At 32.5% G+C, this 15908-nt stretch carries 16 protein-coding genes and 1 riboswitch; all 16 genes read right to left on the reverse strand.

Annotated elements, in window-relative coordinates; all coding sequences use genetic code 11:
• Positions 1–12 precede the first annotated feature (12 nt).
• Entirely contained in the window at positions 13–1299 is a 1287-nt protein-coding gene (gene larE / locus CLOST_RS13780; RefSeq protein ID WP_013361964.1) for an ATP-dependent sacrificial sulfur transferase LarE, read from the reverse strand.
• Entirely contained in the window at positions 1283–2008 is a 726-nt protein-coding gene (locus CLOST_RS08870) for a zinc ribbon domain-containing protein (protein WP_013361965.1), read from the reverse strand. The genes larE and CLOST_RS08870 overlap by 17 nt, the downstream gene beginning before the upstream one ends.
• A 19-nt stretch (positions 2009–2027) precedes the next feature.
• Complete coding sequence (locus CLOST_RS08875; RefSeq protein ID WP_013361966.1) at positions 2028–2813, reverse strand: Nif3-like dinuclear metal center hexameric protein; 786 nt, start codon at positions 2811–2813, stop codon at positions 2028–2030.
• Positions 2779–3507: a tRNA (adenine(22)-N(1))-methyltransferase gene (locus CLOST_RS08880; protein ID WP_013361967.1), complete on the reverse strand. Its 729-nt coding sequence runs from the start codon at positions 3505–3507 to the stop codon at positions 2779–2781. Before CLOST_RS08880 ends, CLOST_RS08875 begins: the two co-directional genes overlap by 35 nt.
• A gap of 154 nt (positions 3508–3661) precedes the next feature.
• A complete protein-coding gene (gene rpoD, locus CLOST_RS08885) occupies positions 3662–4792 on the reverse strand; it encodes an RNA polymerase sigma factor RpoD (protein WP_013361968.1) in 1131 nt (376 codons plus the stop codon).
• A gap of 53 nt (positions 4793–4845) precedes the next feature.
• Positions 4846–6588, reverse strand: coding sequence for a DNA primase (gene dnaG, locus CLOST_RS08890; RefSeq protein ID WP_013361969.1), 1743 nt, complete (start codon positions 6586–6588; stop codon positions 4846–4848).
• Between the two features lie 130 nt (positions 6589–6718).
• Positions 6719–7492, reverse strand: coding sequence for a 3-deoxy-7-phosphoheptulonate synthase (gene aroF / locus CLOST_RS08895; RefSeq protein WP_013361970.1), 774 nt, complete (start codon positions 7490–7492; stop codon positions 6719–6721).
• Positions 7482–7970 carry a 2-amino-4-hydroxy-6-hydroxymethyldihydropteridine diphosphokinase gene (folK, locus tag CLOST_RS08900; RefSeq protein ID WP_041487171.1) on the reverse strand — a complete coding sequence of 163 codons (489 nt, stop codon included), beginning with the start codon at positions 7968–7970 and terminating at the stop codon, positions 7482–7484. Before folK ends, aroF begins: the two co-directional genes overlap by 11 nt.
• Entirely contained in the window at positions 7964–8335 is a 372-nt protein-coding gene (gene folB, locus CLOST_RS08905) for a dihydroneopterin aldolase (RefSeq protein ID WP_013361972.1), read from the reverse strand. Before folB ends, folK begins: the two co-directional genes overlap by 7 nt.
• Position 8336: 1 nt before the next feature.
• Positions 8337–9137 (reverse strand): dihydropteroate synthase, encoded by an 801-nt coding sequence (gene folP / locus CLOST_RS08910; RefSeq protein ID WP_013361973.1) that lies wholly within the window; start codon positions 9135–9137, stop codon positions 8337–8339.
• A gap of 15 nt (positions 9138–9152) precedes the next feature.
• Positions 9153–9746 (reverse strand): GTP cyclohydrolase I FolE, encoded by a 594-nt coding sequence (gene folE / locus CLOST_RS08915; protein ID WP_013361974.1) that lies wholly within the window; start codon positions 9744–9746, stop codon positions 9153–9155.
• Between the two features lie 39 nt (positions 9747–9785).
• A complete protein-coding gene (locus tag CLOST_RS08920; RefSeq protein ID WP_013361975.1) occupies positions 9786–10892 on the reverse strand; it encodes an aminotransferase class IV in 1107 nt (368 codons plus the stop codon).
• Positions 10876–12231 (reverse strand): aminodeoxychorismate synthase component I, encoded by a 1356-nt coding sequence (gene pabB / locus CLOST_RS08925; RefSeq protein ID WP_013361976.1) that lies wholly within the window; start codon positions 12229–12231, stop codon positions 10876–10878. The genes CLOST_RS08920 and pabB overlap by 17 nt, the downstream gene beginning before the upstream one ends.
• The gene (locus CLOST_RS08930) at positions 12231–12800 is read right to left on the reverse strand and encodes an anthranilate synthase component II (protein ID WP_041487457.1); all 570 of its coding nucleotides are present in this window, start codon (positions 12798–12800) and stop codon (positions 12231–12233) included. Before CLOST_RS08930 ends, pabB begins: the two co-directional genes overlap by 1 nt.
• A gap of 79 nt (positions 12801–12879) precedes the next feature.
• Positions 12880–12970, reverse strand: a riboswitch (THF riboswitch).
• A gap of 82 nt (positions 12971–13052) precedes the next feature.
• The gene (locus CLOST_RS08935) at positions 13053–13487 is read right to left on the reverse strand and encodes an ACT domain-containing protein (RefSeq protein ID WP_013361978.1); all 435 of its coding nucleotides are present in this window, start codon (positions 13485–13487) and stop codon (positions 13053–13055) included.
• A gap of 336 nt (positions 13488–13823) precedes the next feature.
• The gene (gene tkt / locus CLOST_RS08940; protein ID WP_013361979.1) at positions 13824–15809 is read right to left on the reverse strand and encodes a transketolase; all 1986 of its coding nucleotides are present in this window, start codon (positions 15807–15809) and stop codon (positions 13824–13826) included.
• Positions 15810–15908 lie beyond the last annotated feature (99 nt).

The raw sequence follows: 15908 nt of genomic DNA on the forward strand, positions 1-15908 counted from the left end.
TTTCTCCTTAATTTATTTATTCATATTTCCTGTTTTGTATCCACCTAAATCAAGAGATACATATTTAAAGCCTAGATTTTTAAGATATTCGTTAGCTTCTTTAAACAAATCGAGATTTATAAACGGCTTTAAATCATCACTATTCATCTCTATTCTAGCTAGGTCATCGTGTACTCTTACTCTTACATTTCTAAGACCCTTAGACTTTAAATAAGCTTCTGCTTTATCAATCCTAGTTAGCATTTCTTTAGTAATGGTCTGTCCGTAAGAAACTCTCGAAATAAGGCAAGCCGCGGCTTCTTTATCGTGAGTTTTCAAACCTAATAGCTTTGAGTATTCTCTAATATCCGATTTTGTCCAATTCGTTTCTAAAAATGGACTTTTGACATGTAATTCCTCTAGTGCTTGCATCCCTGGTCTATAGTCAGATAAATCGTCAATATTACTTCCATCATAAACTGCACTAGCTCCTATTTTTTTAGCATAATCATCTATATACTTAAACACGAAGCTTTTGCAGTAATAGCATCGTCTCAAATCCCCTTCTCTAACTTCCTTAATGGATAAAATATCTTCTTCCACTATCTCATGTTTAATTCCTATAGCATTTGCTAACTTAACAGCTTCATTAAATTCGCTTTCTGGTATGTGTGGGCCTTTTACCGTAACAGCTACTACCTCATCTTTTAGTACTTCCTTGCATAGATTTATTAATAGACTACTATCTACTCCACCAGAAAATGCCACTACAACCTTCTTGTCTTTTTTTATGTAATTTTTTATGTCTTCAACTTTTTTTATTAAAGCTCCATAAATAGTATCAAGTCTAAAAGCATTATTACTCTCCTCTACTGGACCTTTACTTACGCTAGATAAGCCTTTTATTAAACTTCCATTTTCAAAGGTTGTCATTGTATCAAGTGCTATATTTAATATTCTGTCAGCCTCCTTGTTATAGGCCCTTTTTACATGATTTATACTAAAAGATTTAAAGTTATTAATTTTATCTTTTATTCTATCAAAAATAACTTTTAGTTCTTGGTTTTTTACTTTATATTCCCCTTTAATTTGCTTTACCACTAGCTCACTATCTAAAAAAGCCTCTACATCCTGAACTCCCAGGCGAATCAAAGCCTCTACGCCTTCTAGTAGAGCAGTATATTCTGCTATATTATTGGTAGCAATCCCTATTGGTCTCGCTTTTTCATAAACTATTTTATCTCCATCATAAATAACAAATCCTATAGCGGCTTCTCCAGGATTTCCTCTTGAGCCTCCGTCACTATAAAGTCTCATCATTATCTTTTGTTTCCTCCAAGTACAAAATTCTGTTACAACAATCACATTCAATTATTTCCGAGCAGTTCTCAACTTTTTCAATTAGGGATGTAGATAATGTCATATGACATATTTCACAAACTCCGTTTTCTGCTTTAGCAAAAACAACCTTCATAGTTTGCCTTTTTTTATCATATAAACTAAGCAAATTAGGGTCAGCAGACTTTCTGAGTTTTCTAATCTTTTTTTCCATCAATTTAATTTTATCCTCTAAATAAGCAACCTTTTCATTCTGACTTATTTTTTTTGAGTTATAAAGCTTCTCTACCTTGTTATATTTAGATTTAAAAAGATTTAATTCTTTTGAATATTTTTCTATTATATAAAATTCTTTCATTATTTCATCTTCAAGATTTGTTTTCTTATCCTTTAATATAGTTTCTTGTTTTTTTAATTCCTGCAAAATTTTAGAGTTTTGATGCTCCGATTCATACAACTTTTCTAAAATCGATAAAAGCTGTCTGTCTATATCTGAAAGTTGTTTTTCTTTTATTAAAAGCCCTGTTCTTGCTTGATCAACTTGAACTCTTATCTCATTTTCTTCATTTAAAATCAAATCCAACTCATGTTTTAAGCGTTTTATCGATTCAACATTCATAAGTCTTTCACTTTTGTCTTTAGCTTGTTCTATCAGTCTATAGCCTTTATCTATTCTTTTCAAAATCTCCAAAACAATCCTCCTTAGGCGTTTATACAGCCCTAAACGGATCTTTTAAAGCATCCGAAACAACAAAATCAATTTCCTCACCCAATTTATTTCTTAGAATTCTAAGCATATTTTCCTTAAAGTGAATTTCACTCCCATAATGCCCCACATCAAATATATTCATTCCTCTGCCAAGCCAATCTTGGGCATCATGGTATTTTATATCTCCCGTCAAGTAAACATCACATCCAGCCTCAAAAGCATTTTTTGCATACTCAATGCCGGAGCCTGTTACTAGACCAACTTTTCTAATTCTAGTATTTCCTCCATAAACCATTCTCAAGTTCATCAAATTAAGCTTAGTTTTTATAAAAGAAATGAATTCTTCAACGCTCATCTCTTCTTCTAACTCACCATATCTTCCTATTGCATCTATATCCGAATTTTCATAGGCTAATTTATTTATATTATTAAGAGATAATAAATTTGAAATATAATCGTTTAAGCCGCCTTCTATAATATCAAAATTTGTATGAGCTACGTAAACGCCTATTGAATTTTTAATTAATTTAAGAAGTATACTTCCTTTATCATCAAAATTTGTTATAGATTTAATAGGTCTAAAAATCAAAGGGTGATGGCTTATAATTAATTTTACATCCTTACTTATAGCCTCATCAACAACTGCCTCGTTAATTTCAAGGGTTATAAGCACTTTATTTACATGAGCCGTCTTATCGCCAATACTTAGTCCAACATTATCCCAATCATATGCTAGGTTTGGATTTAAAAGTTCATCTAGTTTTATTTTGAGTTTTTCTAGCTGCATCTTCTATCATCTCCTCATAGCATTTTATCTTCAAGGATAATTCTTCAACTTTTGCGTTATTTTCTTCACTACGACTTTCTTTAATTTTTTCTATTATTGCTTTATTAGTATTAATTTTAGATTGAAGTAATTTAAATAAAACTTCATTTGCTTTCCTATAATTTATATTTCCTATCTCATCAAATGGGGGTTCTATAGTTTTTAATACCTTTTCTAATGAGTATCTACTCACTATTATATGATAAAATTTACCTTCATCTTCTATAAGTTCTTCATCTAAGATATCAAAATTATTTTTATATAAATATTGTCTCAATTTTTCGGGGAATTGTACAGGCTGAAAAATTAAAATAGGATGTTTTGCTTTATATTTTTTATGATAGGATTCATTTAGAATCTCAGAAATTAAAATTCCACCCATACCAGCTATTACTACTATATCAGCCTCATCAACCTCTAATATTTCTAACCCGCTTCCTAATCTTGTTTCAATTTTTGTCTGCAAATTATTATTTTTAATCTCTATAATAGCCTTTTCTAAAGAGCCTTTACTAATATCCGCGGCAATCGCTTTTTTGACTATATTATTTTTTACAGCATAAGTGGGAATGTATCCATGGTCTGTTCCTATATCTGCTAAAACTTCAGATTGTGGAATCAAATTAAGTATAGTCTCTAATCTTTTACTTATCACAATAATCACCCATCTTTATAAAAATCTCATTTTCATAGTAATCTTAAATTTATTTTATACCCATATTTTCAAAATCTTATATAACTTGTTTCACTCTCTATGAAATCTTGGCCTATTCATAATAAAAGATTCGCTGATGCGAATCTTTTATATATTAATCTAAATAATCTTTTAATTTTTTCGATCTACTAGGATGTCTCAATTTTCTTAGAGCTTTAGCTTCAATTTGTCTGATTCTTTCTCTTGTAACATCGAATTCTTTTCCAACTTCCTCCAATGTTCTTGCTCTTCCATCTTCTAGACCAAAGCGTAGTTTAAGAACTTTTTGTTCTCTCTCATTTAATGTGCACAGTACATCCTCAAGCTGTTCCTTAAGTAGAGAGTAAGCTGCTGCTTCAGCAGGTGCTGGAGCATCGTCATCAGGTATAAAATCACCTAAATGGCTATCTTCCTCTTCCCCTATAGGTGTTTCTAAGGATACTGGTTCTTGAGCTATTTTCATTATTTCTCTAATTTTTTCTTCTGGCATGTCCATTTCTTTAGCAAGCTCTTCAGGTTTAGGGTCTCTTCCATACTCTTGAAGAAGCTGTCTGTGAACTCTAATTAATTTATTTATAGTCTCTACCATATGAACAGGGATTCTAATAGTTCTAGCTTGGTCGGCTATAGCTCTAGTTATCGCCTGTCTTATCCACCATGTTGCATAAGTCGAAAACTTGAAACCTTTTTTGTAATCGAATTTTTCTACAGCTTTTATTAGACCAAGATTCCCTTCTTGGATAAGATCAAGAAATAGCATCCCTCTTCCAACATATCTTTTCGCAATAGAAACAACTAATCTTAAGTTTGCTTCAACTAATTTCTTCTTTGCTATTTCATCGCCATAACCCATTTTCTCAGCTAAATCAATTTCTTCCTCAGCAGAAAGAAGTGGGATTTTTCCTATTTCTTTAAGGTACATTCTTACAGGATCGTCAATTGACACTCCTTTAGGAATTGATAAATCCAGCTTAGATGCATCTTCATCTTCATCCTCAGTCTCAGCATCAGGATTCTTATTAAACTCTTTATTGAAAATAACAGTGTCGTCCTTTATATTTTCATCTAAAATATCTATACCCAATTGAGCAAAGGTGTCATATATGTTTTCAATTTGTTCTTTGTCAAGCTCCATCTCGCTTAGGGCTTCACCTATTTGTTCATAAGTTAATGACCCATCTTTTTTACCTTTATCAATCAAACTCTTTACAGCTATTTTTTTCTCTTGTTTCAATTCATTATCCAAAAAAATCAACTCCTTCAAGCTATAAATATAACCTAAAATCCTAAGCTTCTAATCTATAGATTATCTAATTCCTTAGTAAATTCCATTACACTCATACCTATTTCTATTAATCTACGCTGGTCTTTCTCATTGCTAGAATCCAATTTCATTTGTTCCTCTAACAAATGATTTATCTTCATTTTTAATGAATTTTTTTTAATTATAAGCATCAAATTATAAATCTGTTCAGAAGATATAACTTCATACTTTATATTTTTACCCCTAAATTTCTCTTTGACTACATCAGATAAATTTTTATCTGATAACATATCAAAAATTTCTCTGCTTTCTTCATTTGAAAAATCCTCTTTTGAAAGCATATTTTTTATCACATCATATTCTGAAATATGATTGACTAAATAATTTAAAAAAGAAAACTCAGTAATAAGCCAAGCTTCTTCATCTTTATGTATTTTTATATCATTTTTTTCAGTAACCTTATTTGATTTTTTCATTCCTTGAACTTCAAACTGTTTTGGACTGAAATATTTCCCATACACCTCACTTCCAATAGATTTAATAGATAGCCCAGTAATATCTGACAGTCTTATAATTTCAGTTTCAATTTCCACAGGACTACTATGCTTTTTCAAAACAAATGATGCTTCTTTTATGAAAGTGATTTTATCCTTTTCCATATCCAAACTATACTTTTTTTGTATCTGTTCAATTTGAAATTGTAGGCTTGATTTTGAATTGCTAATAATTTTTTCAAATTCTTCAGTGGAATTATTGCTCAGATATTCATCTGGATCATTCCACGGAGAAAAATCTAAAACAAAAGCACTTAGTTCATTGATTTTTAGTATATCTATCCCCCGAAGAGTAGCTTTTATTCCAGCTTCATCATTATCGTAGGCTAAATATACATTATTACAATATTTCTTTATACTTTGAGCCTGCTGCTCAGTAAGTGAAGTACCCAAGGATGCAACTGCTGAAGAAAATCCATATTGATGCATGGCTATGACATCCATATAGCCCTCTACTAGAAAAATATCTCTAGTCAAATTATTTTTTGCTATATTTAAGCCATACAAATGATTTTTTTTATGAAAAATAAGTGTATCGGATGAGTTCAGATATTTAGGTAAACTAGAATCAATTACCCTTCCTCCAAAAGCAATCACTCTTCCCCTTATGTCGAAAATCGGAAACATAATTCGTCCAAAAAAACGGTCCTTTATCTGCGTTCCTCTAGAGACAAATAGCCCACTTTCTATAAGTTCCTTTTCGATGTAGCCTTTAGATAATAGATGCTCCCGTAAAGCTGTGCTTCTAGGCGCATATCCTAAACCAAATTTTTTTATGGTTTTATCGCTTAAATTCCTGCGTTTTATGTAGTCTAAAGATTTATCAACATTATTCCAAAGCATCTGAAAGTAATATCTAGCTGCAATCAAATGTATCTGAAGTAATTTTTCCCTTAGCTCTGCAGTCTGCCTTTGCTGCAAAGTAATGGTTTTATCTTCTGGCCAAGGTATATTGGCTTTTTCAGCTAATACCTTCAGTGCATCCATAAAGTCTAAATTTTCCTTTTTCATAATAAAAGCTATTGCATCTCCACCTTCACCACAACCGAAACATTTAAATATCTGTTTTTTTTCATTTACCATAAAAGATGGCGACTTTTCGTTGTGAAATGGGCATAGACCTTTATAGCTTTCTGCATTACCTTTAAGTTCAACATAGGAGGAAATAATATCTAAAATATTTATCCTTGCTTTTACATCTTCAATAAAATTATCGTCTATCATAGACATCACATCTCCCAAATAGATAAAAGAGGCATATAAGATATTATTCTATATAAAAAGTTTTTTTCCTTCATCTGAAAATTCTAAAATTTATATGTTTGATTAAAAAGACTAAAAAGGATGAGAATTCTCATCCTTTTATAACTGATATTAAATTTGAAAATTCTTCAAAATTTAAAGATTGATCTCCGTCTGAGAGTGCATCTTCTGGCTGAGGATGAACCTCTATAATAAGTCCATCAGCTCCTGCTGCAAGCGATGCTAAAGACATTGGCAAAATAAGATTTCTTTTTCCAGTTCCATGGCTTGGATCAGCAATAACTTTTAAACCAGTTTCCTGTTTTATTATAGGAATGGCTGCTATATCCATAGTATTTCTAGTATAGTCATTGAAAGTTCTTATGCCTCGTTCACACATAATTATCTTGGTATTTCCTTGCTTTGCTATATATTCAGCTGCATGTATCCACTCCTTGATAGTCGCTGACATTCCTCTTTTAAGAAGAATTGGTTTATCTTGTTTTCCAGCTTCTACAAGTAGAGAAAAATTTTGCATATTTCTCGAACCTATTTGAATCATATCTGATACTTCATAGACTTCACTTAAGCTTTTTTCATCAATAGCTTCTGTCACCGCCATAATGCCTACTTCTTTTTTCACAGCTTTTAAAATCTCAAGGCCTTCTTTTCTCATTCCTTGAAAAGCAAACGGAGAAGTTCTTGGCTTGTAAGCTCCTCCTCTAAGGATTTTAACGCCTTTTGATTTTATAAATCTAGCTGTTTCCAGTAGCTGGTCATAGGATTCTATAGCACAAGGTCCAGCTATTATCAGCTTTTCTTTTTCGATATCTATTACGTTTTCGTCAAACGGAGCATCAACCTTATTCAATATTTTAGAAATCATTTTTCTTATACTCCTTTATTCCTCTTGTATCAATTTTATTAATCAAATCCTCAAGCTTTATCCCGTCAATAATTAGATTTTTTTCAATGTCATACAGAGGAATCAGTACAAATGCTCTCTCTCTCATCCTAGGATGAGGAATAGTCAATTTATCGTCCTCACAAATTATATCATCAAACAGAAGTATGTCAATATCTATAGTTCTAGGTCCCCAGTGTATCTTTCTTACCCTGTCAAGCTCTAGTTCTATAGCTTGGAGGCTTTCAAGCAGTTCATAAGGAGATAAGGATGTTTCTATGCTAATGCATAAATTTAAAAATGCTTCTTGATTTTCATATCCCCATGGCTCAGTTTCATATACGCTTGATTTATTTAAAATATTACAGCCTTGAATTTCTGCAATCTTATCTATAGCTTTGCTTAAATATTCTAATCTATCCCCCATATTACTCCCTAAAGAAAGAAACGCTTTTACCATATATCCTCCCTATTTCGGGTTATGCTTATCCCCATATAATCAAATATTCCCCTTACAGGTGCTTCTGGTTTTCTAATAGTCAATTTAATTTCTTTAATGGTTTTATAATTTTTTAAAATGCAATTGCAAATGTTTTCTCCTAGAGCCTCTAAGAGATCATAGCACTTATCCTGTGCGTGGGTTTTTATAATTTCATAAACATCTGCATAGCTTACTGTCATTGTTAAATCATCAGTTTTTCCTGCATCTTTCAAATCTAAATAAAGCTCTGCATCTATAAAAAATTTTTGTCCTAGAGTTTTTTCTTCCTGCAAGACACCATGAGTGCCAAAGAACGCCATATTATTTAGAAGTATTTTATCCATTTTATTGGTTTTCCTTTCTATATATAGCATCTGTAACCATCGCCGCTCTTAGGTTTTCTTTTACATCGTGAACCCTAACAATATCCACTCCTTGAATGATTCCCATAACTGTAGTAGCTATAGTTCCTTCCACCCTCTCTTTTGGAGGAAGGTCAAGAATTTTTCCAAGCATAGATTTTCTAGATGTACCAAGTAAAATTGGAAGTCCAAAGCATTTGAGCTCTTCTAGTCTTTTCATAACATACATATTTTGCTCAGGTGTTTTTCCAAACCCTATTCCCGGATCTAAAATCAGCTGGTTTCTTTTCATTCCAGCCTTTAAAGCTATTTCAATGGTTTTTTCAAAAAAATCCTTTATGCTCTGCATTATCTCTATACTGTAATCCGTTCCAGTTTGATTGTGCATTACAACTGCAGGGCAATTAAATTCAGCTGCTACCTCTGCCATTTTAGTGTCTTTTTGAAATCCCCAAACATCATTGATTATATCAGCTCCACTTTGCATAGCTTTTCTCGCTACCTCAGATTTATAAGTATCCACTGAAATAAGTGCATTTGTTTTAATTTTTAATGCTTCTATCACTGGAATCAGTCTTTTAATTTCAGTATCTGCATCAACTTCAATAAATCCTGGTCTTGTAGACTCTGCTCCTATATCAATAATATCTGCTCCTTGCTCTACCATTTCTAAAGCATGCTTAATAGCGTTATCTACATTTGTAAATTCTCCTCCATCAGAAAAGCTGTCAGGAGTGACATTTAATATACCCATGATATAAGTTTTCTTTCCAAATTCCATCATCGTATATTCTCCTTGCTATTTTATATTTATAAGCGACATAGCCTCTGCTCTTGCTGCTACATCTTTTTCAAATATTCCTCTAACTGCTGATGTTATTGTTTTTGAGCCAGGCTTTTTAATTCCTCTCATAGTCATACACATATGCTCAGCTTCTAGAATAACTACTACTCCATATGGATCAAGAACCTCTACTATTGAATCTGCTACCGTTTTTGCAATTCTTTCTTGAAGCTGAGGTCTTCTTGCAGCAGTCTCAACTACTCTAGCAAGTTTGGATAACCCTGTTAGCTTTCCACCTTTAGGTATATATGCCACGTGAGCTTTTCCAAAAAACGGTACTAGGTGATGCTCGCATACTGAGTAAAAAGATATATCCTTAACTATAACCATTTCTTCATGATTTTCTTCTTGGAAAAATATTTGAAGATGCTCTCTAGGATCTTGATGAAGACCTGCAAATATTTCTTCAAACATATTTGCAATTCTCTTTGGAGTATCAACTAGTCCCTCTCTATCTGGGTCTTCTCCAATAGCCTCTAAAATATCTCTCACTGCTCTTTTTATCTTATCCTTATCCATTTTTTCAACAGCTTTAATTTCATTTGACATTTTATACTCCTCCTTAGAGTTACAAATAAATTTTACTTTTTAAGAAATAGAAATTATTTTTTTAAAATTCTCAAAATCCCCTTCGTCTCCGTATATTAAAGTGGATTCCGTTATAGCTTTTACTAAAAACTCAATATTCTCATGCATCATTTTTTCTACTAGTTCAAGTGAGAATATGTTAATATCCCAGTCATATCCAAGATGCCTAACTAAGCTTCTATTTTGCTCTTTAGTATCGTTATCAAATACAAATACATCGACATCTCTTTCCTTGCTATATCCTAGCCTTTTAGATGACCCTGTTATAAATATGTATTTGATATCCTCATCTGATAAATAATGTGTCCTCACAAACTTTATTACATCATCGTGAGATAATTCATATCTGCTATGTACTTCTAGCAGATTATTTACAGTTATTGCCAAGTCAGTATTAACGTTATAGCTTAGATTTCCTATTGATTTAACTGGCATCATATTCATAGCACTATTGCAAATAAAGGCTTCATCAAATGCTTCTAGTTCCTCTATATTTAACGGTTCTTCACTTAGCTTGTACCCCAACTCAAAGCTAAGTATTCCTCGTATATTTTTTTGGGCTATTCCCCTTAATATGAAAGCATTTTCACCATTGGTATAAAATGTATTTTTTTTTCTAAAAATTATATTAGCTATACTTGTTTCTAGAATATTGGATTTATAATCTAAAAAAACAGCATCGTCAAAGCCAGTTTTTTTTGCATTTTCTCTAGCTATGTGATTTTCTATATACGAGGTAGTTTTGAACCTGAGCATAGGATTTTCCCCTCTTTTATAGGGATATATCTCCAAGCTAAATCCATTTTTATAATTATCTAGGGTGTAGGTCAGCTCTCTAGATTCTATGCTGTATCCACTGTCACATAAAGTTAATCTTATAATCTGATCCTCTTTTAAATCTGAGCAAATTTGCTTTAAATCATGTACTGCCTGCTTAGCAAAGCTTTTTCCTATGTCAAGCTTTTCACTAGAAGCTAAGAGTCTATAAATATGGTCTTCTAAAAAGTATACTTGCTTGTTTTTAATAAGAAGAGTTTCAAATATACCAAGCCCAAACTTTAATGCTTTATCATCCCAGTTTAAGACCCCTCTACTTAGAAGTATCATCTTGAATATATCCTCTTAAAGTTTTCATGATAGATTTAGCTTTGTGAAGAGTCTCCATGTACTCATCCTCTGGATTTGAATCCCAAGTAATTCCACCGCCTACTTGAAAAGTAATTCTATCATCCTTTTTTACTATAGTTCTTATAGCTATATTTAAGTCAGCTAAACCATCAAATCCTATATATCCAATCGAGCCAGTATATACATTTCTTCTAGTCGGCTCAAGCTCTTCTATGACCTCCATAGCTCTAATTTTGGGAGCCCCAGTTATAGAACCTCCTGGAAATGTTGCTTTGATAACCTCATAGATATCTTTGTCCTTGTCTATTTCTGATTCTATCGTAGCGACTAAATGATATACATTAGCATAGGCCTCTATTTTAAATAGCTCTGGCACCTTGACACTTCCTATCTCTGATACTCTTCCTAAATCATTTCTCTCTAGGTCTACTATCATAAGTAGTTCAGCCTTGTCTTTTTCACTATTTGAAAGTTCAGTTTTGAAAAATTCGTCCTGCTCAGGGTTGTCTCCTCTTGGCCTAGTTCCTTTAATAGGTCTAGTTTGGATTTTTCTATTTTCTACCTTAATAAACCTTTCAGGAGAATTCGAAATTACCTGCACATCTTCAAAATTTAGAAGCCCACCAAAAATAGTAGGTCCAACTTCTCTCAGCTCTGAATATATATCAAAAGCGCTTCTCTTTGTTTCACCCTCAAATCTCTGAGTTAAATTTGCTTGGTATATGTCTCCGCTTCTAATATATTGTCTTACCTTTTCTATGCTGTCTATATACTCCTGTTTATTAAAATTTGATTTTAGCTGAACTTCTTCATCTACTGGAATTAGTTTTTCAGCAGGTGTATGATTTAGAATCAACTCTTCTTTTTCTACGATAAGCTTTTCTTCCTTATCCTTATCCAAATCTACAGAGACTAAATACAGTTTTCTTTCTTTATGGTCAACTACATAAGCCCAGTCGTACAATCCGAAATATAAATCCGGAACTTCCATATCAACTATAGTTTTATTCTCTATTTTTTCAATATATCTGCCTAAGTCATATGAAAGATAACCAACTGCACCTCCATTAAAGGGAAGTAAAGATTTCGTATCATTATTACTTGCAAAAGAATATTTATTCATTATAGTTCTGAATTTGTCTATACACTCAGGATCGTTTGAGTACTTTACTACCTCAAATGGATTCGAGGCTATTATGCTATATCTACCATATTCATCGTGGTAAAGACTACTTTCAAGTATAAAGCTATGAGGTTCATCTTTTATTAGTTCAAAAATTTCAATAGGTTCAATATATTTTTTTATCTCTTTTATCATTATTTGCACCCTCTTGCATTTTCTATGAAATTTCTAAATAAATCATGCCCATGCTCTGTAAGTATAGCTTCAGGATGAAATTGAACACCTTCGATAGGATATCGCTTATGTCTTACCCCCATAATCTCTCCATCTATAGTCTGTGCTGATATTTCTAATTCACTTGGAAAATTTTGCTCATTTATTACTAGCGAGTGATATCTAGTAACGCCAAGTGGATTAGGTAAATTTTTAAACATTCCTTTTTCATCGTGCTTTATTCTATGTACATGACCGTGAATAGGTCTTTTAGCTTTTATTATTTCTCCTTTAAAAGCTTCTCCAATTGCTTGATGTCCTAAGCAAACTCCTAGAATAGGTAGCTTGTCTTTGAAATAATCAATTGCTTCTAAAGAAATTCCTGCTTCTTTAGGAGAGCATGGCCCTGGTGATATTAGTAAAATTTCAGGATTTTTTGCTAGTATTTGTTTGACTGAAATGCTGTCATTTCTAACTACTTCTACATCTTCGCCTAATTCTCTTAGATACTGATAGATGTTATAACAAAAAGAATCAAAATTATCAATCATCAAGATCAAATTAATTCCCTCCCAAATTGTGTACGCAAAAAATCACCTTCCCCACAGAAAAGGTGATTAGTCTTCGCTGTGCAGCGGATGCAATTTACAGTCGCGGTACTACCTTCGTTTAAAGGCGACTTCCCAGCCTTTAACACTTAACGCTGCAAATTTACTCTGCGTAAAGCTTTATGTATATATATTCATAATTATAACCTTAGTGTTAATTTCTTGTCAACCAAAAAACATTTGTTTAAATCTTAATTATTCCATAGCTATATGCTCTACTCTCACAACTCCACTTATTCTTTTTAAAATAGTTAAAAATGCATCCATTTCAAGCTCCATACTGGACATATCAAATGTGATTGATAAATTAGCTATTTTATTTATAGGGATGTCTTGACTTATTGTCAAAACATTGGCTTTATTTTCTGCTAATATCCTTAATATCGAGGACAGTACACCAGGCTCATGGTTTAATAAAAATGACACAGTAGCCTTATTTCCTATCATTCCTTCAGATACATTAAATACATGGTCTTTATATTTATAAAAAGTACTTCTACTAATGCCTAACTTTTTTACTGCATCTGTTATCCCTTTTGCTTTGCCTGTTCTGAGCATCTCCTTAGCCTCAACTACCTTTTCATACACTGAAGGTAGAATTGTGCTATCTATAATGAGAAATTTCTTCATTGTCTTGCCCCCTAATTACAGCTTTAGTTTATTTTATATCTAAATTATAATTTCTTGACATTTTAGACCATGCATAAAAAATATAACTCAAAATTAGTATACATCTTAAAAATTATAGCATACCTTCATTCAAGATGTAAAGCATGCATATTTATCTGAAATTAAGCATTTGTAATGTTTTAAGCAATTATAAAATTTATTATTTATAAAATTGATTATTTCTAAATAAAAAATTATAATTAATTTAAAATTAAAAAGCCAGTTTAGATGAAGAATCGTCTATTCCAGCTTTTTAACTATAAAATTCATATTATATTTTAATCTTTTATTACAATACTATTTAACTACCTCAAGAACTTTATCTACTACGTTGTCAACACTAAAACCAAAATGCTTCATTAATTTTTCTATAGGAGCAGAAGCCCCAAAGGTATCTATTCCTATTGCTGTTCCTTTATTCCCTAGGTATCTATACCATGGCATAGTAACTCCAGCTTCTACAGATACTCTCGCTTCTACATCGCTAGGAAGTACCTCTTCTTTATATTCTTTAGATTGCATTTCAAACACATTCATGTTTGGCATTGATACTATTCTTACATCCAGACCTTTTTCTTTTAATACTTTTTTAGCTTCAACTAGTAATGAAACCTCAGAGCCAGAACCCATAAGAATTGCATCAGGAGTAGCTTTTTCTTCTTTAGATAGGATGTATCCACCCTTCTTAACATTTTCATTTACTCCATCTAGCTTTGGAAGGTTTTGTCTTGTTAGAACCATAACGCTTGGACCATCAGTTTTTTCAAATGCCGCAACATATGAAAAACCTGTCTCCATGTAATCTGCTGGTCTCCACACGCTAAGTCCTGGCATCATTCTTAAGCTTGAAACGTGCTCTATAGGCTGATGAGTCGGTCCATCTTCTCCTACTCCTATTGAATCATGAGTGAAAATAAACATAGCCGGTATATTCATAAGAGAAGCCAGTCTAATAGGTGTTCTCATATAATCAGAGAAAACAAGGAAAGTAGAACCATAAGCTCTTAGTCCTCCGTGAAGTACTATACCGTTTACTATAGCTCCCATGGCATGTTCTCTGATACCAAAGAATATATTTGCTCCCATATCATCTACTAAAAAATCACCTTTTTCTTTAAGATAAGTCTTTGTAGATTCATTTAGGTCAGCTGACCCTCCTACTATATTTGGAACATATTTTGCGATTTTATTTAGTATATCTCCACCTGAAGCTCTAGTAGCCATACTATCACTAGAAGTTTCAAATATAGATTTGTCTTCATACAATTCCTTAGAAATCTCATTGCTATTATATCTTTTCCATTCTCTATAAAGCTCTGGATTTTCCTTTGCATAATCCACAAGCTTTGACTGCCACTCTTTAAAAGTCTTTTCTTTTTTCTTGCTAAGTCTCATAAAGTGGTCTTTTACATCTTCAGGGATTTCAAACTCGCTATAATCATTCCATCCAAGAGCCTCTCTTGTTAGCATAGCTTCGTCCTTGCCAAGTGGAGAACCATGAACTTTAGAAGTACCTGCTTTATTAGGACTTCCAAAGCCTATTATGGTCTTAACCATAATAAGTGTAGGCTTGCCTTTTGACTTATGAGCCTTTATTATAGCTTTTCTTATAAGACCAGCATCATTACCGTCCTTAACTACGATAACATTCCAGTGCATTGCCTCAAATCTCTTTTTTACATCTTCGCTAAAAGAAATATCAGTACTTCCATCTATAGTAATTTTATTATCATCATAAAGAGCAACTAGCTTATCTAGCTTAAGCGTTCCTGCAAGTGATGCTGCTTCATATGTGATTCCTTCCATCATATCGCCGTCCCCAGCAAGTACATAGGTATAGTGATCTACTATGTCAAATTTAGATGTATTAAACTTTCCAGCTAAATGTCTTTCTGCTATAGCCATACCCACCGCATTTGCAAAGCCTTGCCCTAGTGGTCCTGTAGTAGTTTCCACGCCTACAGTATGACCATATTCAGGATGCCCTGGAGTCTTGCTATCAAATTGTCTAAAGTTTTTAAGCTCTTCTAAAGGTAATCCATAGTTAAATAGATGAAGTAGTGAATAAAGAAGCATTGAGCCGTGCCCAGCCGATAGTACGAATCTATCTCTATTTTCCCATGTAGGATTCTGAGGAGAAATTCTTAAAAATTTGCTCCATAGTGTATATGCCATTGGTGCTGCACCCATTGGTAATCCAGGATGGCCAGAGTTAGCTTTATTGATGCTATCGATAGATAAAAATCTTATCGAGTTTATAGCTCTTTCATCGATTTTTTTCACTTTAAAACCTCCAATTAAAATTCGTTTTATTTACTTTATTATTTTACCATAATATATTCATTTTTGATAAAAAATCGCTTCAAAGAAAATACAATGAGA

The sequence above is a fragment of the Acetoanaerobium sticklandii genome (assembly GCF_000196455.1).
GTDB lineage: Bacteria > Bacillota > Clostridia > Peptostreptococcales > Filifactoraceae > Acetoanaerobium > Acetoanaerobium sticklandii.

Excerpts from the sequence above, each read along its gene's own strand:
- larE (WP_013361964.1), bottom strand. The coding sequence starts at position 1,299 with ATGATGAGACTTTATAGTGACGGAGGCTCAAGAGGAAATCCTGGAGAA.
- CLOST_RS08875 (WP_013361966.1), bottom strand. The coding sequence starts at position 2,813 with ATGCAGCTAGAAAAACTCAAAATAAAACTAGATGAACTTTTAAATCCA.
- dnaG (WP_013361969.1), bottom strand. The coding sequence starts at position 6,588 with ATGATAGACGATAATTTTATTGAAGATGTAAAAGCAAGGATAAATATT.
- aroF (WP_013361970.1), bottom strand. The coding sequence starts at position 7,492 with ATGATTTCTAAAATATTGAATAAGGTTGATGCTCCGTTTGACGAAAAC.
- folK (WP_041487171.1), bottom strand. The coding sequence starts at position 7,970 with ATGGTAAAAGCGTTTCTTTCTTTAGGGAGTAATATGGGGGATAGATTA.
- folB (WP_013361972.1), bottom strand. The coding sequence starts at position 8,335 with ATGGATAAAATACTTCTAAATAATATGGCGTTCTTTGGCACTCATGGT.
- folP (WP_013361973.1), bottom strand. The coding sequence starts at position 9,137 with ATGATGGAATTTGGAAAGAAAACTTATATCATGGGTATATTAAATGTC.
- folE (WP_013361974.1), bottom strand. The coding sequence starts at position 9,746 with ATGTCAAATGAAATTAAAGCTGTTGAAAAAATGGATAAGGATAAGATA.
- CLOST_RS08920 (WP_013361975.1), bottom strand. The coding sequence starts at position 10,892 with ATGATACTTCTAAGTAGAGGGGTCTTAAACTGGGATGATAAAGCATTA.
- pabB (WP_013361976.1), bottom strand. The coding sequence starts at position 12,231 with ATGATAAAAGAGATAAAAAAATATATTGAACCTATTGAAATTTTTGAA.
- CLOST_RS08930 (WP_041487457.1), bottom strand. The coding sequence starts at position 12,800 with ATGATTGATAATTTTGATTCTTTTTGTTATAACATCTATCAGTATCTA.
- CLOST_RS08935 (WP_013361978.1), bottom strand. The coding sequence starts at position 13,487 with ATGAAGAAATTTCTCATTATAGATAGCACAATTCTACCTTCAGTGTAT.